24 protein-coding genes are annotated in these 21,951 nt (G+C 40.0%); 15 read left to right on the top strand and 9 right to left on the bottom strand.

What is annotated here, in order from left to right; all coding sequences use genetic code 11:
* The first annotated feature begins 152 nt into the window (after window positions 1-152).
* From MKY83_RS04880 to MKY83_RS04860, 5 genes are all read left to right on the top strand, one after another.
* Complete coding sequence (locus tag MKY83_RS04880) at window positions 153-362, top strand: YheE family protein (protein ID WP_003211787.1); 210 nt, start codon at window positions 153-155, stop codon at window positions 360-362.
* 20 nt (window positions 363-382) lie between these two features.
* Complete coding sequence (locus MKY83_RS04875; RefSeq protein WP_065098941.1) at window positions 383-1,258, top strand: helix-turn-helix domain-containing protein; 876 nt, start codon at window positions 383-385, stop codon at window positions 1,256-1,258.
* 139 nt (window positions 1,259-1,397) lie between these two features.
* Window positions 1,398-2,504 (top strand): sn-glycerol-3-phosphate ABC transporter ATP-binding protein UgpC, encoded by a 1,107-nt coding sequence (gene ugpC / locus MKY83_RS04870; RefSeq protein ID WP_065098942.1) that lies wholly within the window; start codon window positions 1,398-1,400, stop codon window positions 2,502-2,504.
* Between the two features lie 233 nt (window positions 2,505-2,737).
* Window positions 2,738-2,941: an alpha/beta-type small acid-soluble spore protein gene (locus tag MKY83_RS04865; protein ID WP_003210761.1), complete on the top strand. Its 204-nt coding sequence runs from the start codon at window positions 2,738-2,740 to the stop codon at window positions 2,939-2,941.
* Between the two features lie 286 nt (window positions 2,942-3,227).
* Complete coding sequence (locus MKY83_RS04860) at window positions 3,228-3,845, top strand: NAD(P)H-binding protein (protein WP_044140667.1); 618 nt, start codon at window positions 3,228-3,230, stop codon at window positions 3,843-3,845.
* Window positions 3,846-3,949: 104 nt separating this feature from the next.
* Here MKY83_RS04860 and MKY83_RS04855 read toward each other — a convergent pair whose 3' ends face one another.
* Window positions 3,950-5,965 (bottom strand): ABC transporter ATP-binding protein, encoded by a 2,016-nt coding sequence (locus tag MKY83_RS04855; protein WP_065098943.1) that lies wholly within the window; start codon window positions 5,963-5,965, stop codon window positions 3,950-3,952.
* Window positions 5,962-7,719 carry an ABC transporter transmembrane domain-containing protein gene (locus MKY83_RS04850; RefSeq protein ID WP_065098944.1) on the bottom strand — a complete coding sequence of 586 codons (1,758 nt, stop codon included), beginning with the start codon at window positions 7,717-7,719 and terminating at the stop codon, window positions 5,962-5,964. The genes MKY83_RS04855 and MKY83_RS04850 overlap by 4 nt, the downstream gene beginning before the upstream one ends.
* 560 nt (window positions 7,720-8,279) lie before the next feature.
* On the opposite strand from MKY83_RS04850, the gene MKY83_RS04845 reads away from it, so the two are divergent.
* On the top strand, window positions 8,280-8,786 hold the full coding sequence (locus MKY83_RS04845) for a universal stress protein (protein WP_003210990.1): 507 nt from the start codon (window positions 8,280-8,282) through the stop codon (window positions 8,784-8,786).
* Window positions 8,787-8,832: 46 nt separating this feature from the next.
* Here MKY83_RS04845 and dat read toward each other — a convergent pair whose 3' ends face one another.
* Entirely contained in the window at window positions 8,833-9,690 is an 858-nt protein-coding gene (gene dat / locus MKY83_RS04840) for a D-amino-acid transaminase (RefSeq protein WP_065098945.1), read from the bottom strand.
* 296 nt (window positions 9,691-9,986) lie between these two features.
* Here dat and MKY83_RS04835 point away from each other — a divergent pair, with 296 nt between their 5' ends.
* Window positions 9,987-10,841 (top strand): polysaccharide deacetylase family protein, encoded by an 855-nt coding sequence (locus MKY83_RS04835; RefSeq protein ID WP_065098946.1) that lies wholly within the window; start codon window positions 9,987-9,989, stop codon window positions 10,839-10,841.
* A 43-nt stretch (window positions 10,842-10,884) separates the two neighbouring features.
* Here the strand turns inward: MKY83_RS04835 and MKY83_RS04830 are convergent, their stop codons facing one another.
* From MKY83_RS04830 to MKY83_RS04820, 3 genes are all read right to left on the bottom strand, one after another.
* The gene (locus tag MKY83_RS04830) at window positions 10,885-11,631 is read right to left on the bottom strand and encodes an NAD-dependent protein deacylase (protein WP_081277206.1); all 747 of its coding nucleotides are present in this window, start codon (window positions 11,629-11,631) and stop codon (window positions 10,885-10,887) included.
* 14 nt (window positions 11,632-11,645) lie between these two features.
* Window positions 11,646-12,734 (bottom strand): mechanosensitive ion channel family protein, encoded by a 1,089-nt coding sequence (locus tag MKY83_RS04825; protein WP_044140662.1) that lies wholly within the window; start codon window positions 12,732-12,734, stop codon window positions 11,646-11,648.
* A 164-nt stretch (window positions 12,735-12,898) separates the two neighbouring features.
* A complete protein-coding gene (locus MKY83_RS04820; RefSeq protein ID WP_008359843.1) occupies window positions 12,899-13,000 on the bottom strand; it encodes a YhdX family protein in 102 nt (33 codons plus the stop codon).
* A 307-nt stretch (window positions 13,001-13,307) separates the two neighbouring features.
* Between MKY83_RS04820 and MKY83_RS04815 the strand changes: the two genes are divergently transcribed.
* The 3 genes from MKY83_RS04815 to crcB (MKY83_RS04805) are packed head-to-tail and all read left to right on the top strand — an operon-like array spanning window position 13,308 to window position 14,791.
* Window positions 13,308-14,024 carry a glycerophosphodiester phosphodiesterase family protein gene (locus MKY83_RS04815; protein WP_044140661.1) on the top strand — a complete coding sequence of 239 codons (717 nt, stop codon included), beginning with the start codon at window positions 13,308-13,310 and terminating at the stop codon, window positions 14,022-14,024.
* Window positions 14,025-14,029: 5 nt separating this feature from the next.
* Window positions 14,030-14,425, top strand: a complete 396-nt coding sequence (gene crcB, locus MKY83_RS04810; RefSeq protein ID WP_044140660.1) for a fluoride efflux transporter CrcB — start codon at window positions 14,030-14,032, stop codon at window positions 14,423-14,425.
* Window positions 14,426-14,791, top strand: coding sequence for a fluoride efflux transporter CrcB (crcB, locus tag MKY83_RS04805; RefSeq protein WP_044140659.1), 366 nt, complete (start codon window positions 14,426-14,428; stop codon window positions 14,789-14,791).
* On the opposite strand, the gene MKY83_RS04800 is transcribed toward crcB (MKY83_RS04805), so the two are convergent.
* A complete protein-coding gene (locus tag MKY83_RS04800) occupies window positions 14,788-15,180 on the bottom strand; it encodes a hypothetical protein (protein WP_044140658.1) in 393 nt (130 codons plus the stop codon). The two genes, crcB (MKY83_RS04805) and MKY83_RS04800, sit on opposite strands and share 4 nt — an antisense overlap.
* Before the next feature lie 89 nt (window positions 15,181-15,269).
* Window positions 15,270-16,652, bottom strand: a complete 1,383-nt coding sequence (locus tag MKY83_RS04795; RefSeq protein ID WP_044140657.1) for a hemolysin family protein — start codon at window positions 16,650-16,652, stop codon at window positions 15,270-15,272.
* A gap of 334 nt (window positions 16,653-16,986) precedes the next feature.
* Between MKY83_RS04795 and MKY83_RS04790 the strand changes: the two genes are divergently transcribed.
* Both MKY83_RS04790 and MKY83_RS04785 read left to right on the top strand, forming a co-directional pair.
* Window positions 16,987-17,427 carry a MerR family transcriptional regulator gene (locus MKY83_RS04790; protein ID WP_034620022.1) on the top strand — a complete coding sequence of 147 codons (441 nt, stop codon included), beginning with the start codon at window positions 16,987-16,989 and terminating at the stop codon, window positions 17,425-17,427.
* Between the two features lie 58 nt (window positions 17,428-17,485).
* Window positions 17,486-18,817 carry a hemolysin family protein gene (locus tag MKY83_RS04785; protein ID WP_034620023.1) on the top strand — a complete coding sequence of 444 codons (1,332 nt, stop codon included), beginning with the start codon at window positions 17,486-17,488 and terminating at the stop codon, window positions 18,815-18,817.
* Between the two features lie 39 nt (window positions 18,818-18,856).
* Here the strand turns inward: MKY83_RS04785 and MKY83_RS04780 are convergent, their stop codons facing one another.
* Window positions 18,857-19,459: a 1-acyl-sn-glycerol-3-phosphate acyltransferase gene (locus MKY83_RS04780; protein ID WP_003212102.1), complete on the bottom strand. Its 603-nt coding sequence runs from the start codon at window positions 19,457-19,459 to the stop codon at window positions 18,857-18,859.
* A gap of 372 nt (window positions 19,460-19,831) precedes the next feature.
* Here MKY83_RS04780 and MKY83_RS04775 point away from each other — a divergent pair, with 372 nt between their 5' ends.
* From MKY83_RS04775 to MKY83_RS04765, 3 genes are read left to right on the top strand one after another with little or no spacing between them, the layout of a single operon-like run.
* The gene (locus MKY83_RS04775; RefSeq protein ID WP_003211938.1) at window positions 19,832-20,323 is read left to right on the top strand and encodes a sigma-70 family RNA polymerase sigma factor; all 492 of its coding nucleotides are present in this window, start codon (window positions 19,832-19,834) and stop codon (window positions 20,321-20,323) included.
* Window positions 20,316-21,374, top strand: coding sequence for an anti-sigma factor (locus MKY83_RS04770; protein WP_185107619.1), 1,059 nt, complete (start codon window positions 20,316-20,318; stop codon window positions 21,372-21,374). Before MKY83_RS04775 ends, MKY83_RS04770 begins: the two co-directional genes overlap by 8 nt.
* The gene (locus MKY83_RS04765) at window positions 21,362-21,652 is read left to right on the top strand and encodes a hypothetical protein (protein ID WP_044140655.1); all 291 of its coding nucleotides are present in this window, start codon (window positions 21,362-21,364) and stop codon (window positions 21,650-21,652) included. The genes MKY83_RS04770 and MKY83_RS04765 overlap by 13 nt, the downstream gene beginning before the upstream one ends.
* Window positions 21,653-21,951: the final 299 nt, after the last annotated feature.

Raw genomic sequence — 21,951 nt, 5'->3', positions numbered from 1 at the left:
TTTTTCGTTTTAAAGTGAGGGTGCTATGAAATCTATGCTTTTCCTATGCTCTTTTCATCAGATGAGATACAATAAAATCAAGTTCAAGGTTGTTTCCGTATTGTCGTGTTTATTTATTGTTTCATCAATAAAAGCAAGGAGGCAATAATGATATGATTTCTCATTTTCAATGGAAACCTCTCTTTAAAAAAGCACAATTGCCAGGCTGGAAAATATCCTTTTTTCACAATGGTGCGCACTACGAAGGCATCTACCACAAAACAGGTGATATTGAATGGGGCTCTCAGCTTCCGCCCCATGAAGTCGAACCAACATTAAAAGAAGAAATCCACGAATTAATGCTATTCCATGTCTATGATTAAACTGTTTAAGGAGCTTCGCCATGTTAGAAAAATTAAAGCTTGTTTACGGAGAGCATATCATCAGCTCCCCTACAGATGATCATCAAATTCTTTGGTACCAAACAGACGAAGGCGAATTATTTGGAGTAGACAAATCAAAGCTTACAGCTAGAGAAACACTTCTCCTCAATACTTTCCTTACACCAATTGATCTTTCTCACACAAAGCAGACTGAGGATGAACAAAAATGGTACAGCTATCTTTTTGATAACAAACCACTAACTGTTCAGCACCCCGTCCGTGTATATTATTTTAAAATGTCACATCAAGCAGAACAAAGGCAGCAAATAAAAGAGGCTGTGGTCCACAGCCTCGAACAAACTCATTTCATTTGGACAGGCGCTCATACAGCGATGCTGATTCAAACAAACGCTACATCAGAAAATAGTCAATTAGAGCTACTATATGATTTGTCTCTAGCCATTACAAGTGACTTTTTAACAGACTCAGTCTTTTTACAAGGACAGCTCCATTTGCCAAATGAACATTTACAGAATAAATTGTTAAAAGAACAGCAGCTTGTCTTGGGCCATATGCAGCGAGCTAAGCCTAGGTCAGGGATTTGCACAATTTATCAATGTCTACCCTCACTCTTACGTTATGATGAATCCGCCCTCTCTCATGCTATTTCAGATGCTTTTAAAGAGGCGGTCCTTGATCGGGACGTTTACCGTACCCTCATGACTTATATGCAATGTAACTTAAATGCATCTAAGGCAGCAAAAGCTTTATATGTTCACAGAAACAGCCTTCAATATCGAATTGATAAATTTATTGAGCGAACAGGAATTGATATACGACATTTTCCAGAAGCATCTGCCGTCTATTTTATGATGAATCTTCTCGACCTTTCATAACATTCAGTGACATGAGCACCCTGCCCAAAAATGAAAATGAGATGTTGTGCACGTTGTCCATTTACAGACGCTTCCCCATTTTATACACTTTATTTACAAGTAAAGCGCTTTCAACAAGTAAATGGGGAGGTTATCATCTATGGCTGAAATGATGCTCAATCAAATTTATAAAGTGTATGATAACAAGGTAACAGCAGTAGACAACTTTAATCTACATATAGAAGATAAAGAATTTGTTGTATTTGTTGGTCCATCTGGGTGCGGAAAATCAACAACCCTTCGCATGATTGCAGGACTTGAAGAGATTTCACAAGGGGATTTTCTTTTAGACGGAAAACGGATGAATGATGTAGCACCAAAAGACCGGGATATCGCAATGGTTTTCCAAAACTATGCATTATACCCTCACATGAATGTATACGATAATATGGCTTTTGGATTAAAGTTGCGGAAGTTCCCGAAAACAGAAATTGATGAGCGGGTTCGAAATGCCGCTAAAATATTAGGCCTTGAGCAATATTTAGACAGGAAACCAAAAGCACTGTCTGGAGGTCAAAGACAGCGTGTTGCACTCGGGAGAGCAATTGTGCGTGATGCAAAGGTCTTTCTTTTGGATGAGCCGCTTTCTAATTTAGATGCAAAACTTCGCGTTCAAATGCGTGCTGAAATATCTAAGCTTCATCAGCGTCTGCAAACGACATTTATCTATGTCACACATGATCAGACTGAAGCTATGACAATGGCTACTCGTCTTGTCGTAATGAAAGATGGCTTTATTCAGCAGGTTGGAGCGCCGAAGGATGTATATGAAAATCCAGAGAATGTATTTGTAGGTGGATTCATTGGTTCTCCTGCGATGAATTTTTTTACAGGAAAGCTCTCTGACGGTGCCATTGCAGTTGGAAAAACGCATATACGTGTACCAGAAGGAAAGATGAAGGTATTACGCAGCCAAGGTTATATAGGAAAAGATATCATCCTTGGTATCAGACCAGAAGATTTTCATGATGAACCCGTGTTTATAGAAGCGTCTGAGGGCACAAAGATTGATGCTAACGTAGAAGTTGCTGAATTAATGGGAGCAGAAACGATGCTTTACTCTTCTCTCGATGGTCAGTCTTTTATTGCACGTGTTGATTCTCGTACCGAGGTTCAGGCCGGACAATCTATACCTCTTGCCATCGATATGAACAAAGCCCACTTCTTTGATTCGGATACGGAGCTCCGCATCCGTTCCGCTGAATAAAGAGATATATGCAGTGCCATCACTCATGATTGAGTGATGGCTTTTTTGCATGTTGAACAACATTTACCATGTTCTTTTCTCGTATGTTTTTTTCGAAAATCACCATAATACTTAGTACAAAGCAGTTACTGCATTGGGTTTCGCCAAGTGGCAAATGACTTGATCATTTCGCTGGTGCGATTCCAGCAAACCCAACCAAAAACCAAATCATATACAAAAAGGAGATTCACATCATGGCAAATTCTAATAGTTCAAATCAATTACTAGTTCCAGGAGCAGAGCAAGCAATCGATCAAATGAAATACGAAATCGCTTCTGAATTTGGCGTTAACCTTGGAGCAGAAACTACAGCTCGTGCTAACGGTTCAGTTGGTGGAGAAATCACAAAACGTCTTGTGTCTTACGCGCAACAACACATGGGTGGAACAAAAGCTTAATTTCATATCTGGATATTAGAAGGCACCTCTTAAGGTGTCTTCTTTTTTTATTATTCTCCCTCACCAATCTCCTTTCCAACTCATATCATGGAGTAGAAAGGAGCGGATCTTCATGGACATTATTTCCGGTATGAACTTTGAACTTCTACAATTCGTAGGTATCTCTCTATTATGTGAATATGCTCATAGTATTCGGTCCTTTCACCTTTATAAAAAAAGCATCACATAAAAGTTGTACCATTTTCGGTTCTTTTCACTTATAGTATGTAGTGGAGGGATCGAACAGATGAAAATAGCTCTTTTCGGTGCTCATGGACGTGTAGGACAAGCATTTCTTCGTTTCGTTCAAGTAGATGATCGTTACATAGTTCGTTCATTGATTCGGACAAACCGAGAAGAAATGCTTGCGGGTATGTTTCAAGTCACCGGCAATTCAAGAAATCGAGAAGATGTGCTTGAGACGATCAAAGGAGCAGATATTGTTGTGAGCTGTCTATCGACAGATGGTGATGATACATTATCTGTTTCAATGGAGCATATCGTAGAAGCCATGAAGCAATCAAATACATCAAGAATTATTACAATAGGTACAGCAGGTATTTTAAAGGCAAGGCAGCAGCCGGAACTTTACCGTTTTGAAACAAATGAATCAAGGCGGACCACTTCCCGAGCAGCTAAGGAGCATGCCAAAGCGTTTGAACTCCTTCAATCGACTGATTTAGATTGGACCATTATTTGTCCAACCTATTTACCAGACGGAGAAGTGACACGGTCATATCGCTATGAGAAAGATTTTCTCCCTATAGATGGAAAGAAAATTTCAGTTGAAGATACCGCACACTTTTTATATCAGCAGTTAAATTCGAAGGAATTTGTACATCAACGCGTCGGCATTGCCTACTAATGACGCATAACGAGTAAAGATCGAGGTCAAAAACGATTTCTCGACTTTTTTATGCAAATCAAAAGAGCCTCATTCAATATGAATAGGCTCTTTTTTGTGATTCATCAACTGTTTGCCACAGCACCCTTTTGCAGTTCGTACATTTGCGCATATAGCCCTTCTTGCTGCATGAGTTGATCATGACTACCCCGCTCGACAATTTCCCCTTTTTCTAAAACCAAAATCATATCGGCTTTCTTAATGGTGGATAATCGGTGAGCAATGACAAAAGTTGTTCGTCCTTCTTTGACGACATCAAGTGCTCGCTGAATGATCGCTTCTGTTTCTGTATCAATGTTTGCGGTGGCTTCATCTAAAATTAAGATCGCTGGATCGTACGCTAGTGCACGAGCAAATGAAATTAACTGACGTTCCCCTGAGGAAAGAGTACTTCCCTTTTCAACGACTGGTTCATCAAATCCTTCTGGCAGATGCTTCAATAACTCTACTGCGCCTACTTGTTTTAATGATGCTTCAATCGTTTCTCTTTTAATGTCTTCATTTCCTAAGCTGACATTAGATGCAATCGTTCCGGAAAATAAATACGGGTCTTGAAGCACAATGCCCATTTGTTTCCGCAACGTTTGCCGAGACTGGCGATAAATGCTTTCTCCATCAATGAGAATGTCTCCTTGCTGAATGTCATAAAAACGCAGCAGCAAGTTCATGATCGAGCTTTTCCCAGAACCAGTATGCCCCACAAGTGCAACCGTTTGGCCTTTTTTTGCCTCGAACGTAATGTTCTTTAATACATTATTTCCTTCATTATAAGCAAAGGTGACATCTTGGAACTGAACGTGTCCCTCCATTTTCTTTTGAACAGGTTCTTCCACTGTTGTTCCTGGCTCATCCAATAATCGGAAAACCCTTTCCGATGAAACCCTTGCTAATTCCAATCTCGAGAATTGGTTCACAATACCTGTAATCGGCTGAAATAATCGATTTAAATAATCGACAAACGCATAGAGCACACCAATTGACACAATGCCCGTCGGACTTAAGGACGCACCGCCAAAATACCAAATGAGTGCCACATAGGCTAAATTCCGAAGCAGGTTAACCAAGTTATGCGACAGAAGTGAATTTAAATGCAGCATCTTTCGCTGATATCGAAAGTGATTGTTGTTCAGCTCATCAAATTCCTCTTTCGTCACTTTTTCATGACGAAACGCTTGAATAATGGTCATCCCTTGAATGGCTTCATTTAGCTTGGCATTGATGTCACTAATGATCGAACGAATGCGGTGGTTGTACACTGATGCAAACTTTCTGTAGGTCATCGACCATAGGAAAATAATCGGTACCGCCACTAAACAAATGAGTGCCAGCTTCACATTTAATAAAAACATGGCAATATAAATTCCTATCATGTAAATCGCACTCGTCACGAAATTAGCGAGGACTGTCACATATAAATCACGAATGGTTTCTGTGTCATTGGTAATCCTCGCTACGACCTTTCCAGCAGGTAAATTATCAAAATACCGGATAGGCAGTGTTTGAATATGCTCAAATACATCCACCCTCATTTTTTGAATAATTCGGTTGGCTATTCGCTGTAACAGATAATGCTGCGCATATTGAAAGAAAATCGCAATAACGAGAAGCCCTAGATAAAATAGAACAAGCTGCACCAAACCACTGATTTCCGGCTCATAAAAAGAGAAAATTTCCTCTTTCGATAAACGCTGTACTTGATAGGTCTCGTGCTCGTTTCCATTTTCAATGGTAAGCTGATCTCCCGAGATCTTTCGGTTTCCATCAAAGCGAATCGGCTCATTCACAAAATAGTAACCGAATCCGACTTGCACCACATTGATTTGTTTTCCAGATTCCATACCACTGTCTAATCGATCGCTTCGTATATAGTTATTTCCCTGGTAATAAACGGTTTTGTCTGTTTTTTCATTGACCTCGACATAAGGCTTTTCTACACCTAAAATATGATCATCAATCATTTTCTTCCCAATAAATGGTCCTGTCAGTTCAGCACCTACTGCAATGATGAGAAAGATCAAGGCAACAGACAGTACTTTCTTATAAAGGAGTGCGTAGGCAAGGAGTCTTCTTCCTGTTGTCATGCCTCATCCCCTCCTTCCAGCTGGTTTGTCAGCTGCTGACGTAGAAATTGTTCTTTGTACCATCCATCTTGCTGAATGAGCTCTTCGTGAGTTCCCTTTTGGACGATGCGTCCTTCTTCCATGACAAGTATGAGATCTGCATGCTCAACAGCTGATAGACGATGAGTCGTAATAAACGTCGTTTTCCCATGACGATTTTGCCTTAAATTTTCTAAAATAGCGGTTTCTGTTTTTGCATCTACCGCAGAAAGCGAGTCATCCAGTATTAAAATGTCGGGATCTATTAATAAAGCGCGTGCAATGGAAATTCGCTGCTTTTGTCCACCTGACAGCGCCACACCTTTTTCTCCGACCATGGTTTCGAGACCCTCTGGCAACAGACGTAAATCTTTTTCGAAATAAGCATCTTTGATCGCTTGTGCTAATTCATTTTGTTTTGCGTCTCGATGACCAAAACGCATATTCTCTTCTACACTTTTAGAAAAAAGAATATGATCTTGCGGTACGTATCCGATCCATTGAAATAGCTGATCCAATTCGATTTCTTGGATTGGGACTCCTGATAGCAGGATTTGACCATCACCTGTTGGATACTGGCGCAGAAGCTGTTTTACGATAGTCGTTTTACCGCTTCCTGTTTTGCCTGTAATTCCGATCGTCTGCCCCTTTCGAACTCTAAAGGACACATCAATTAAATTATCTTTAGGGGAAGTTGGATACCTGAATGTCACTTGGTCAAACCGAATATCGCCAGGCTCTTGTAACGTTTTTGGCTGAGAAGCGTCTGTGACATCCGGCTTGTAGCTGAGTGTATGATTCAACCGGTCTAACGACGCATTTCCTCTTTGCATAATATTAATCAACTCGCCGATCGCAAACATTGGCCAGATCATCATCCCAAGATAGACGTTAAAAGCGACAAGCTCACCAATGGTTAAATCGCTTTGGAATACAAGATAGGCTCCGTAGCCAATTCCTATTAAGTAGCTGACACCGACAAGTAATTTCACTGTCGGCTCAAACAATGAATCAATGACCGCCACTCTCATATTTTTTTGAAATACATCATCAGTCATTTGACGAAAGCGTTCGACATCTTGCTTCTCCTGTACAAAAGACCGGATGACCCGGACGCCTGCGACTGATTCAAGGACGCGGTCGTTCATATCACCAAATGCATCTTGAGCAACTGTAAAGCGATCATGAATCTTGCTGCCATAATACGCAATCAAGAGCGCCATTAGCGGCATAGGGATAATCGCCATTAAAGTTAATTTCCAGCTAATCGTCAGCCCCATCGTAAAAAAGATCATCAGCATATAAGCAGTGGAATCCACCAATGTCAGAACGCCAAAACCTGTCGTTAAAGCTACAGCATTCAAATCGTTTGTACCTAATGCCATTAAGTTACCTGTTTTTTTCTTCTCATAAAAGGTAGGTGTCATCTTAAGTAAGTGGCGCATGAGTTTCCCACGCATTACACGCTCCATGACATTTGCGCCGCCAAATAACTGATACATCCAAAAATATGTCAGCGTATAGACGACGACACCTAGCAAGCAAAAAATAGTGACATAAAACATTATACTGGATGTTGTAAATTGACCAGAACGAATGTCATCAACTGCCTGCCCAAGATATCTTGGCGGCAGCATTTCAAGCACATTCACAATGAGCAGGAGTGTAATGGCGATCGTATAACGCCTCCACTCTTGTTTGAAGAACCAGCCTAATTTCGTAAATACTGAAAACATGTGTGTCTCTCCTTTTAAAGCTAGCCGCTTTCTAGATTTTCTTGGCTGTCACCTTGAATTGTTTTTTTGGTTTTTGTCATTTGTCTTGTTTTTGGCATGTTCACATGCTTTCACTCCTCTTCATTTACTTGTTGATCTTCATCCCTTTATTTCGAAATGCGAAATGAATACAACAAAAAAAGAGGCAACCAGCTATCTGGTACGCCTCTTTTCGTCATGTAAAAAGGCGCATGTTGACAAATACGCAACATACGCCTTGATTCATCCGATCAATTGGAACATACGAGTCCCTTTTCAATGACCAATGAAGGTGTAATTGTCACGTGAATCAACCCATTCATACAGTTTGATTTCATTCTTCCAATGATGTTGCACATGACATTTCCTCCTTTTGGCTCTTGAATCTTTTTTTATCTTATAGTGGCTGTCACCATTTTGTCAATAAATATTTTTCAATAAATGAAATTTTCTAACAAAAAGTTCACCGCCTTCATGTGTATCTTTTTCAGATAACGGGTATACCATGAGTGTAAAGACTCCTTTTGAAAGGAATGAGGACATTGTTTCAAGCTGATCGGATGGTCGTTGCGTTTGATGGACATGAAGACAGTAAGAAAGCATTAAAAAAGGCAATCGCTTTAGCCAAAACCTTGAATGCCAAGCTGACCGTTGCCTATGCACATGATGGCAAATCAAGCAGACAGGTGTTTGATGCACCGCGCCCAATGACTGGCGGAGCTTATATCGGCGGCGGCATGGCAGACCTTCAAACACCCCCTGTGTATGTACCTCATGATGAACAGCAAAGTCCTTTGATTTTTGAAGATCATACAGAAGAGGTCGTTGCAGAAGCAAGAATGCTTTTAAATGAGGAGCAGTTTGAAGCTGCCATTGAAATTGTTGAGGGGGAACCAGCGGAAGCGATTATCGAATATGCTGAAGACATTTCAGCAGACCTCATCGTCATGGGAGCCCGTGACCAAAGCAGATTGAAAAAAATGCTCTTTGGCAGTGTAAGTGAAAAGTTATCATCAAAATCAGATATACCTGTGCTTATTGTAAAATAAAAGAATCACAAAAGGCTGTAAACATTCGTTTACAGCCTCTTTTTATTTATGAAGAAATCGATGCTTCACTTTCCTGTTTAATTTTTTGTTGGAAGCCTTCCTGTACACGCTTTGTCAACTCTCCTGGAACGCCTTCACCTACTGGCTGACCATCAATTTCAACAATCGGAATGACCTCAGCCGTCGTCGAGCTGATGAAGATTTCCTGCGCGCGCAGCAGCTCTTCTTTACTTATACGCGTTTCTTCAACGCTACATCCCTCTTCATCACATACTTCAAGAAGCTTTCTACGGGTAATACCGTTTAGAATAAAATTGTTTGCGGGATGTGTGCGAATCACGCCATCAATGATGGCATATACATTCGAGGAAGTACCCTCTGTCACAAAACCGTCTCTAATCAGAATGGCTTCAAACGCACCAGCTTCAGATGCTTTCTGTTTTTCCATGACGTTATATAAAAGATTTAAGCTTTTAATATCACATCTTAACCAGCGAAGGTCCTCAGATAATATAGCCTTTGCACCAGCTGTCTGCTCATGAACAGGCTTTTTCACCTGGAACGTATATGCTGTAATTTGAGGAGTGAGAGAATTGCCATATTGATGTTTACGAGGTGCGACGCCCCGCGTGACTTGAATATACACACCGCCATCTGTTAATTGGTTATGGGCGACGAGCTGTTTTAACTTTTCTTCCATATCTGATACTGCACCTTGAAGATGAATGCCGATTTCTTTTGCACTCTTGAACAGACGCTCTGTATGCTCTTTTAATGTAAACAAATTCCCATTGTATACACGGATGACCTCATAGACGCCGTCACCAAATTGATAGCCTCTGTCTTCAATATCCACATGTGCATCCTTTTTTTCAATGAAATCGTCATTATACAATACTTTCATACGGAATCTCCCCTTCGCTTCGCATTAATGGTTGAATCTGATGCTATCTTAGCGGATAAATGGGTACGTTTCAATGATTATTCAGAATTATTTCACATCATGGTAAATAGTCAACTTTCTATTGTAACAAACATAGACTCATAACCAAAAAGATTCCAATTTTTTAGCATCTTCTATATTCATAGGCTCTTTTTTCCTGTATACTTACTCCATATGAACACGACAAAAAACAATGAAAAAAGACAGAATCTACTACATGATTCGACACAAATTTTTGATTTATTGGAGCGATTGAAATGCAACGGGTTACGAAAAAACAGACACCTTCAAACACGATGCTGCTCTCAAAGGCGATTGGTTTAGTGATTTTGTCACTGATCCTCTTTTTTATTTGGGATATATCTAAAACCAATATGCAGGCAGCAGATCAGCCGGCTAAAATGTCTGCGAGCAGTCAATTCCGAGACACAAGCACAAGTCTGAAAGCAAAAGATGATTCTACGAAAACATTAGATGCACATTTTAAGATCAACCCAAACAAACATGTAACGAATCAAACGATCTTTTTAACCTTCGATGATGGTCCGTCAGCGACATCAAACCAGCTTTTAGATGTGCTTAAGGCACATCAAGTAAAGGCCACATTCTTCATGCTTGGGCCACAGATTAAAGAACATCCGGCAGCTGTGAAAAGACTTCATCAAGAAGGTCATCAGTTAGGGCTTCATGGGATCACACATGATGTGAAACGCTTTTATCAAAAAAGTGATTCTCCCGTTAATGAGATGAAGGAAGATCAGCGCATTTTGGCTTCTGTCACAGGAGAGTATACACACCTTGTGAGAACACCTTATGGCAGCGCTCCAAATTTAACGGATCAGCAAAAAGCACGTTTAAAACAAAAAGGCTTTATCTACTGGGATTGGACAATTGACAGTCTTGACTGGAAATATAAAAGCTCTAAATATGTACCAGAGGTATTGAATCAGCTGCAAATGCTAGAGACAAAACATCCAAAAGAACCAAAAATCATCTTAATGCACGATCAGCCAGCGACAGCAAAATACTTAAACAGTTTGCTCACACAGCTAAAAGCGAAGGGCTATACATTTGAAGTCCTTGATGAAACAATGAAGCCGCTACAACAATAAAGTAAGACCCCGCTCCTTTTTTGGATGCGGGGTCTTTGATGATTTATAAAGCTTTCACGAGATCGCCAATTCGTTCATGAAAGACAAGATCAAACAGTGGATCGTATTCTGTTTCACTCAAATTCATCATCACCTTGAAGATGGAAGGATTTTGAGCGGCATCTTCTGGAATATATCTTGCTGGCGCTACTTCTAGGGAAGTCCCCATGACGAGCAGAAGGTCCGCTCGCTGAAGTGATTTCTCTACTTGATCAAAATGTTTGACCCTGTCTCCAAAAAGGACAACATCTGTTTTCAGCACTTGTCCACATGTCCGTCCGTCTAAGGAAATCTTTAGACATACAGGCGCTTCTTCTTGTAATAAATAAGGCAGTTCATATGTCGCTTGGCATGATGGGCAAGTAGCTGTTTGAATGGAGCCGTGAAGTTCATATACATGCTGGCTTCCTGCTTTTTTATGCAGGCCATCAATATTTTGGGTAAAAATCTCTACAAGTTTTCCTTGTTTCTCAAGGCTGGCTAAAAAGGTATGCCCGCTATTCGGCTCGTACTCCCCGCTCATTTTCATCTGAAACAATTCCTTGAATTTCGGCCAGAATTGATGAGGATTTGATAAAAAGTAGGATCGGCTCATCGCCTCCATGCGAGCGGTGTCTTCAGTCCATAAACCGCCTGTTGACCTAAAATCAGGAATACCTGATTCCGTGCTCATACCCGCACCTGAAAGTACCATTATATGTGAAGCCTGCGTTAATTTCTCTCTTAGCACTGCCACCTTTGTTTGATCCACTCATCCTTCCTCCTTTATTCACTCAGCTGTTTTTCACCTTTTTGTTTCATGTAAATGGTCTGTCCAGGGAAGGCAAATTCTACACCTTCTTCATGGAAGATATCCATAATACGGTAGTTAATGTCCTGTTTGATATTCAGGTTTTCAGCCCAGGCCGTCGTGTTTGTGTAAAAGTTAAAAAATAAATTCAAATAACTGTCTGCCAGTACATCGAGATTCACCATGATTGTCTCCTTGTGCACCCCATCATGTTCATGAAGCATTTGTTTGAGACGTTTGATACAATGATCCAGATTTTCCTTTTGTGTATTGTAGGATACACGTACGGAAAACGTAATTTGGCGTTTATTCATTCTCGTCCAGTTCGTAATTGGTTCCTTTGAAAGCGTAGAATTCGGAACTGTCACGACAGCTTCAGCAGGTGTTCTAAATTTTGTACTTCGAAATGTAATGTCCTCGACAGTCCCAAGAACACTTGGTGTCTCCACAAAGTCGCCCATTGTAAAAGGCTTCTCTGTAATGATGACGACCCCTCCAAAAAAGTTTGCCACCGTATCCTGTGCAGCAAGCGCAAAGGCTAGACCCCCTAGACCAAGACCTGCCACAAGTCCATTTACATCATAATTAAATTCCTGTGCAATGACACTAATACTTAGTGCAATAATAATAAAACGAAGCACCTTCGATAAAAACGGCGCTAAAATATCATCCATTTCTAATTCAAATTTCGAATTTACTTTTTGAAATAAGAAAGAAGAAGCTGCGGTTAAATTACAAAGCCCCCACGTCAGCATCAATATAATGGAGGATCTATATAATTTGACGATGACATCCATATGATGCTCAAAGTATGGTGCCTGTCTTAACGCAAAATATAACCCAAGTGCGACAAAAAACAGTCTGGCTGGCTTTTCGAATGCCACAACAATTTGGTTAATGACCTCCGTTTTAGACCGATTGGTCAGCCTAAAGAGAAGATGAAATAAGTACTTCGTAAATACTTTCCGAAGCAATAAAAAAAGCAATAAAATACAAAGGCTAATACCGATTTGGATCGCAACATCTACTGTAAAATATGTATCCATCCATTTTTGTGTAAACATGTTTGTCTCTCTCCTTTAAAACAATCCTCTCTAGTTTATAATATAACCTTCGTTTATGTCCTCTCATAAATGTCTGACCTCTAAATAAAAAGCCTCGGGACCAGTCCCGAGGCATGATGTTCAATTATGAAATTTTGGCTAGAGACATATCGACGGGCAGCAAACTACTTTTTCTTCTGAGCCTGATCAAGGAGAGTCGCTTTAAACATTTCAGCATCCGTTTCGACCTTAATACGTTCTTCCACTCTAATTCTCCCTTTACCCAATCATCTCGCCTCCTTTTCATCATTATAAAACATCAGAATTTTCAGTCAACATGACGAAAGCACTAATATTTTGGCGAACGCTGACGATTTGGACAAAATTGATCGAAGAAAAAATTGATGTACTTCAGATTTACTCAATCATGGCTTGGGATATTCCTGCAACTTATCACATTTGTATTATCATACTTTCTTAGCAATCCGCTTCACCATTACATACAGCTCTTCTTTCGTCCATATAGTAAAGAAGGAAAAACGGTAAAGCATTTGATATGATAAGACCAGAACTTAAGTCAGGGAGCTGGAGCATGTGTATATTATTGCGCATAGAGGGTCATCAAGCGCTGCCCCAGAAAATACAATTGCTGCATTTGATTTAGCTGTTCAGCAGGGTGCAGATTATATTGAATTAGATGTACAGCTCACATTGGACCAGCACGTCGTCGTGATCCATGATGATACAGTTGACCGAACGACGAACGGGGCCGGCTTAGTCAAAAGCTATACACTTGATCAGTTGAAAAAACTGGACGCAGGAAGCTGGTTTGACCAACAGTACACGAATGAACGAATGCCAACATTACAAGAGATTCTTGAAAGATACAGCCAGCGGATTGGGATATTGATCGAGATCAAACACCCAAAACGGCAGATAGGAATTGAAAAGGCAGTTGCCCGCATCATCAATCGGTTTGCCTATTCTCGTCATATCATGATTCAATCTTTTGATGATCATGCACTGCAAAGAATCAAAGCATTCGCCCCTTCTCTTCGAACAGCTTTGATTATAAAGCCCAATGCATTTAAACTGACGAAAAGAAAGTTAACGGCATACAGTTCGTTTGCAAATTGTCTTAATATGAAAAAAACGATGATCAACAGGTGGTGGATAGACCGCATCCACGCATTCGGGATGGATGTGTTTATATGGACTGTGAAAGATCAAAAAACAGCCGATCGAATCAAAAAATATCCCGTTGATGGTGTGGTGACGGATCACCCGCCATTTTTTCTAAAGGAGAAATGATGTAAATGAAAGCGTATCTTGCCGTATTTATTGGTGGACTGATTGGGACACTTTGCAGATATGAACTAAGCCAATCGATCGTCAGCCAAACATTCCCCTATGCAACGCTAATCGAAAACGTAACAGGCAGTCTGCTTCTTGGTTTTTCAACAGGATATTTTATGTTCCAGAAGGGAAAAAAATATCTTGCCGCTTTGATCGGAACAGGTTTTTGCGGAGGTTTTACGACAATGTCCACTTTTTCTAAAGAAACGATTCTTTTATTACAGACTGGGCAATTCACTTCAAGTGTGATTTACATCCTGCTCTCAGTCATTGCCGGAGTAGCCGCTGCCTTATGTGGTCTAATGCTAGCTCAGCAGCTCTTTCATCAAAATAAGCAGCAGAGAGGAGGCAGATAAATGATCGTTTTATATACAGCTATTGCCGGCGGGATTGGCAGCGCCCTTCGTTTTTTCATTAGCCAATCGATACAGAAAACTAAGTCTCATGCTCGTTTCCCGTACAGTATTATTCTCATCAACTTATTAGGTGCTGCCGGTTTAGGTATACTGACAGGTGCCGTGACTGCCAATCATCCGCTGCTTGTGATCATTGGAACAGGTTTTTTCGGTGGTTTCACAACATTCTCTACGTTTAGTGTAGAGTCTGCGACCATGCTAGAGCAGCGGCAAAACGGAAAACTTGCTGTCTACTTATTGACGACAATCATCGGGTCTTTCTGTCTCTTTGCTGCGTTCTATCAAATAGGACAACACCTTTTTTAAATATTGGTAATCGCAGCTAAGCTAATGAGCAGTTGATCCATAAGCTGGCGCTTCATTAAAAAGAGGGTTTTTTCACTATAGCCGATTTCCATCGCACATTTGGCCATACGCCAATCTCGAAAGTATTTGTAATCGATGAGCTGCTTCTCTATCTCATCCAGCTCTTTTAGTGCTGTTTCAATACAAGCAACGATGAGTTCATACTGATTTTTTTGCTGTTCTAACTTCTTCCGTGTCATGTGATCCAAATGATGCGTACTTCTTTTTTCAAGCTGTCTTTCGATATTTAAAATCGCAGCCTGGTAATTTTTGAAATTCTTCAAATGAAACTCAATTCGTTTCATTGAGGTTTTTTTCTCCGTGATACTTGCTGTTTCATACCAAAGCATGTCCATCCCCCTCTATCGAACGTTTGTTCTTATTATAACCCGAACGAACATTCGTAAAAAGAGACTAAATACCTAAAAAAACCTTGAGCTTATTTTTCGCTCAAGGTCATTTCATTTACTAACAGCGGCTCTTTTATATCAAGCCCTGTGCGTGCATTTCCTTTTTCTGATGATGTGACGCCTTTCTTCAGGTCGATCTTTTTCACATAGCGTCCATCCATCTCCAAGACCTTCATCCGAATATCATCAAGATAAATGGATTGTCCCTCTCGGATATCAATATTCTCATTTAAGATTAACCCGCCTATTGTATCAATTTCTTCATCATGATATGACATTTCAATCAAATCTTGAACTTCATCTAATCTGACTTTGCCATCTAAAACATAATGATGATCGGCTCTTTTTTGAATAACCGGCTGTTCATCTTCATCGAATTCATCTCGAATATCTCCAACAATCTCTTCTAAAATATCTTCTGTGGTGACAAGTCCAGACGTTCCGCCATATTCGTCGGTTAAAATCGCCATATGCATTCGATCTCGCTGCATCTTGACGAGAAGCTCCTGAATAGGAATCGTATCAATGACCTCAATCACTGGATATATATAATCTTGAATCTTCAGTTGATCTTTTTCTCCTTGATACACAAGATCTGCAAAGAGCTGCTTTTTGTTCAGCATGCCGATAACATGGTCTTTATCGCCTGAAAACACGGGAAAGCGTGTATACTTCTCCTGCGTCATGATGGAGAGGATATCATCTAGCGGCATATCTTCTGGAATGGCACAAATTTCTCTCCGCGGGACCATGATCTCTCTGGCAATTCGATTATCAAAGTCGAAAATTTTGTTCATATAATTATATTCTGATGGGTTGATTTCCCCATTTTTTAAGCTCTCAGATAATAAAATCTTTAATTCCTCTTCAGAATGGGAATGTTCTTTTTCAGACCCCATATCGATGCCCATCATTTTGGTTAGAACACGGGCTGACCCGTTTAACACATAAATGAAAGGGAACATCAGGATATAAAATGCATGCAGCGGGCCTGACAGCCAGAGCGTCATTTTTTCCGCCTTTTGAATCGCCAGTGTTTTTGGTGCAAGCTCACCGACGACTACATGCAAAAAGGTAATAATAGAGAACGCAAGTGTTGCTGAGATCAGGCTGATTGCTGAATCAGGAATGTTTGTCAAACCGAAACCTCGAACCAAAAGTTCTTTTACAGCTGGCTTACCAATCCACCCTAAACCAAGGGATGTCACTGTAATACCTAGCTGACAGGCTGACAAATATTCATCCAGCCTTGATGTCACCTTTTTCGCCACGATGGCCTTTTTAGACCCTTCGGCAACAAGCTGATCAATTCTTGAGCTTCTCGCCTTTACTATGGCAAATTCAGATGCAACAAAGAAAGCTGTTAAAGCAATCAAAACACCGACTATACTCAGATTAACAATATCGTCCATTTAACCTTGCTCTTTCTTAGAAGAACAAGGAGTCACCTCCTGATTGATGATGTTATGTTTTGCAAAACGGTTAACTGATTAAATAAGACTATATTGAGGGCCCCACTTAACCACCTCCGGTTCACGTATAAATCCGCTTCTCTACATATATATGAAACGGTCTTCATTTTATCTTACCATAAATAATCTGAAAATTCCTGTATCACTATGTTAAATTTGCCAGGTCAATCTAGACTAAGAAACCCTTCTTTACTCTTCATATCGGCAGGAAATATGAACAATTAACTTGTATTTCAGGCTAGAATTATATTAAACTATTTTCATAAACTATAACGTGACGGTTAGGAGGAGATGTTCAGATGGGGCTGAGAAAAAGTATCGTATTGGTGAACTAGCACAGATTGCACAGGTGACGAAACGTACTGTAGATTATTATACAAATCTAGGGTTGCTTGCGCCTGTTAGATCTTGCTCAAATTATCGTTATTACGATGAACATGCTTTAAAACGATTACAATTAATCGTTCTTTGCAAACAGCAGAGATTGGCTCTTTCTGACATCAAATCCAGATTAGATGAACAATTCCCTTCTCAAAAGGAAGATCCTGATGAACTTGTCCATTTAACCTCTGATATCGATCGGATGAACGAGCATATGGACCGCATTTTGGTACGTTGTAAGCAGCTTCAACCAGAACAACGTGAAAAATTAAAAGAACAGCTTACACCTGAGAAGATGACGGCTGTCCAATCATTTTTACTGCTGTTAAGTTAAAATTTTTACTAAACAGGAGGTGTTACCTTCGTTCTCAAAGTCAGAACGAAGGCCTTAATTGGACATAGTTAATTTACTTATAGTTGCTTTGCTTATAGCTTTAACCGCATTTTTCGTTGCATCAGAGTTTGCGATCATTCGCTTAAGAAGCTCAAGAATTGATCAGTTAATCGCAGAAGGTAATAAAACAGCAGTTGCTGTCAAGCATGTCACGACTCACCTTGATGAGTATCTGTCGGCCTGTCAGCTCGGTATTACCATTACCGCCCTTGGTATTGGTTGGTTAGGGGAAGAAACAATTGCGCACATGCTTGCTCCACTATTTGTAGAGCTGTCCATTCCTCAATCAGCTAGTTCTATTGTCACTTTTATTATTGCGTTTAGTATTATGACGTTTTTACACGTTGTGGTTGGAGAACTTGCACCAAAAACACTCGCCATTCAAAAGGCGGAGCAAGTATCTCTTCTTTTTGCTAGACCGCTCATGATTTTTTACAAAGTGATGTTCCCGTTTATCTGGGTATTAAATGGATCTGCTCGTTTGTTAACAAAAGCGTTCGGTCTTCAGCAAGTTTCTGAGCATGACATGGCGCACTCTGAAGAAGAATTGCGGATTATTTTATCAGAGAGCTATAAAAGCGGCGAAATTAACCAGTCTGAATTCAAATATGTAAATAAAATTTTTGAATTTGATGACCGTCTGGCGAAAGAAATTATGATTCCTCGTACCGAAGTTGTCAGCTTCCCTCATGATATTACCATTGAGGAAATGCTGAAAGTGACCAAGGTAGAGAAATATACACGTTATCCAATTGAAGATGGCGATAAAGATAATATGATTGGTGTTCTGAACATTAAAGAGGTTCTTACTGCTTGCATTAGCGGTGAGTGTTCTACAAGTGATACGATCGAAAAGTTTGTCAATCCAATTATTCATGTGATTGAAACCGTTCCTGTACATGATTTATTGCTCAAAATGCAGCGTGAACGTGTACACATGGCGATTTTATCAGATGAATACGGCGGTACAGCTGGTCTTGTGACTGTAGAAGACATCCTTGAAGAAATCGTCGGTGAAATTCGTGATGAATTCGATATGGATGAAATCAACGAAGTGCGTAAACTTGGAGAAGACCATTACATCTTTGATGGAAAGGTTCTAGTGGACCAAGTCAACCTGCTCTTAGGTACGCAGCTTGATAACGAAGAAGTCGATACGATCGGCGGCTGGTTCCTTACTCAGAAATATGAAGTTGAGAAAAATGACACCATTCGTGAACAAGGCTATGAATTTATCATTAATGAGGTCGATGGACACCATGTGGTATATATCGAAGTCAAAAAGTTAAATGAACAATTAGCAGAAGCCGCTGAAGAAGGCGCTTCTTAAGAAAAAAACGACCCTTGCCAAAGCAAGCGGTCGTTTTTCTTATGCCTTTTCCATTAATTGAGCTTCAAGTTCTTTAATTCTCGTGTTTAATACTTCCGTCATGGCACCTAATCGTTCTTTTGGCGGCAGATGCTCAAATTCTGACTGCTCAATCGGTTCACCAATAATTAAGCGCATTTTCCCCTTTTTGAAAAGACTTTTCGCATTGGACGGTCCTTTGTACGCTGCTGGAACGATTGGCGCTTTACCGAGCTGTGCAATAGTAACCGCACCTCTTTTTAAAGGTACATCCTCTGTTGTACGTGTTCCACTTGGAAAGATCCCGACGATCTTTCCCTCTTTTAATAATTTAATGGGCGTTTTAATACTGCTTGGCCCAGGATTCTCTCGATCAACTGGAAAGGCATGAATCTTTTTTAAAAATCCACCGATCCATTTGTTTGCAAACAATTCTTTTTTCGCCATATAGTGGATCTCAAACGGAAGAATTCCTGCGCCTAATGCAAGAACATCCACAAAACCCTCATGTGTACATGCAATGACAAATCCCCGATCCGTTGGCAGATTCTCTTTTTGATATACTTTGATTCCGCCTCGGAGAGTAAATACTACTTTAATGGTATAGCCTGAAAATTTATACATAGTGCACTTCCTTTGTTTAAAGAATGAAGGATTTGTTTCTATTATAACAAATTTTTTATTACCTGGTACTAAAATTTTCATGAAGCAGCCAAACCATCACATCATTTTTCTTTTTAAATCATCGTTCTTTCTGTATTCAGGTCTATGGTTTTAGGAGAGAATAGAAGAGGAATTGTGTCCAATTTTGTCGTTTTTTAAGGTTTTTTCCTGATTTGTTCAATTGAAAATGCTTTATAAATGGTGCAAATTTCGCTATGATAAGGAGAAATGATTTTGATTCGGCGAAAGAAATGAGTATTGTACGGTATTGAGAAGTTTCGTGCAACTTTATGCCTTTCTTATGCGTGTATAACATAGAGGGGAGAAAAATCAGTGACGATCGATGAAATTTATCAAATGTATATGAACGATGTTTACAGGTTTCTGCTCTCCATGACAAAAGACAAACATTTGGCAGAAGACTTATTGCAGGAAACCTTTATGCGTGCTTATATACATATTCATTCCTACGACCATAGCAAAGTGAAACCTTGGTTATTTCAGGTGGCACGAAATGCTTTTATTGATTATGTCAGGAAACATAAAAAAGAAGTGACCATATCGGATGATCTTATTGGCGGCCTTTTACAAACGTCTGTACAAAGCCCTGCTGAACAGGTTGAAATAAAAGAAGTCCTCAACATGTATTTAGAACAGCTTCCAGATAACTACAAGGAAGCGTTGACATTGTATTATTTAAAAGAACTGAATTACAAGGAAGCATCCAAGGTCATGAATATTACTGAAGCAAATTTTAAAAGTGTTTTATTTCGTGCAAGGCAGCGCCTAAAAGCACTTTACAACAGAGGTGTTAATGATGAATGAAGAGTTTAACAAGCGATGGGAACAATATAATAATGGTGAGATGAACGAGGAAGAAATGATAGCGTTTGAAGAAGAGCTTGAAGAAAACGAAAAACGCTTAAGTCAGGAACTGAACGACTCGGATTGGACCGATTTTTCCATCAGTCCTGAAAAGCAAAAAGCCATCTTGCAATACGGAAAAAGAAAGTCTTATTTACGTATTTCTGTACTTGCTGTCATCTCTACACTTATTATTTTACCGCTTTGTACATTAGGGAGTTATCTATACTACGGCGTTGGCGGAGCAGAGAGTAAAGGGAATCACTTCATGGAAACAGCCGCTGTAACAGTCGCTTTGACGAAACCAAACGTGGCGATTGATATGAAGGATTTAAAAGGCCAAGTCAAGCTTTTTGGAATGAACACCGAATTGAAGCTGCAAAAACAAATTGGCAATAAAACAGAAGCCATTGGCAGTGAACAAATCGAGATGTTTTTCGATAAATTAAAACAGCCAACCATCTCATATTATGGTGACAGCGCACGCGATACGGAGGATTTTTTTACCCATCCTTCTACTCAGGCAGATGCATCAAAAAAACAAACACTCACTACTTTAGACAAGCTTCCTGAAGGAACAGTCAGTGAAGTGTATGTCTCCTATGACAAAGCGTATACACCAATGGACGTTTATTCCTTTGCTAAAAAATATGATATGAAAGTGCTCTGGAATGCGATTAAAACAGAGGATTCATTAAGCGAGAATCAGCGGCCAATTGGCTTTCCTGGAAGAGACTCTGAATTCTTAAAAGAGCTTCAGCACACATCAAAAACAGAGGTAGATCAATTTAAAGATGCCCTTACTTATGTCAATCAGCACCCAACCTGGGCAAAAACAATCTCTGGCAGACCTGAACTGGATCTGTCAAACCGAATACGCTATATCAACCAAAATGGTGTCACGATTTATGGCTCTGTGATCACAGGTCCTTCGAAAGAAATCGAGAAATTTGTGAAGACAAAACGCATTAAAACGGCAAAAGTGAGCGAGGTGGAATTATGGAATTGGTAAGAATTTTTAAAGAGCATAATGTATTTGGCTGGATTTCTGTCGGTACTGCGATATTATCCCTGCTCATGCTGAACCTCGCCATTATCAGTAATGTGACATTTTATTCTTTTCAGATGCTCCCTTTTGCAATGGCCGCAGTTCCATTTGGCATTATTGAACTGTTCATTAAAAAAGGCCGTACGGGCCCTGGGTTTCTCGGTGTCGTACTGAATATCTTTGTCATTGTATGTGTCTATGCCATCGTATCAATCGATATCGATCTTCAATTAGGCTTTTAAGCCGCTCTCAACATGAAAAGCCCGTGTTACTTGACTAATGCCAAGTAGCACGGGCTTTTTTGAATATCGATTTATTTTCTTAAGTCTACAGCGCAAATAAAAAAGACTGCTTCATCAGCAGTCTCAGCGTGTAGACAAACCCTCGCATTCGGTGTCAGTCCTGCGTGCTGGTGCTCACGAATGTCGAATTCGCTCCGCGCCAGTACTCGTCCTTCCTAGACTGCAAAGGTTTTCTATCACGCTGAAAAGAAGACAAAGGGCTAAAATCAAGATCATTTTAGCCCTTTGTCAACAATCTG

Origin of the sequence: Bacillus sp. FSL M8-0266 (assembly GCF_038613425.1) — a bacterium.
Taxonomy (GTDB): Bacteria; Bacillota; Bacilli; order Bacillales; family Bacillaceae; genus Bacillus; species Bacillus pumilus.
The sequence above is the reverse complement of the archived record's forward strand: the minus strand, read 5'-3'. Positions and strand labels throughout refer to the sequence as shown.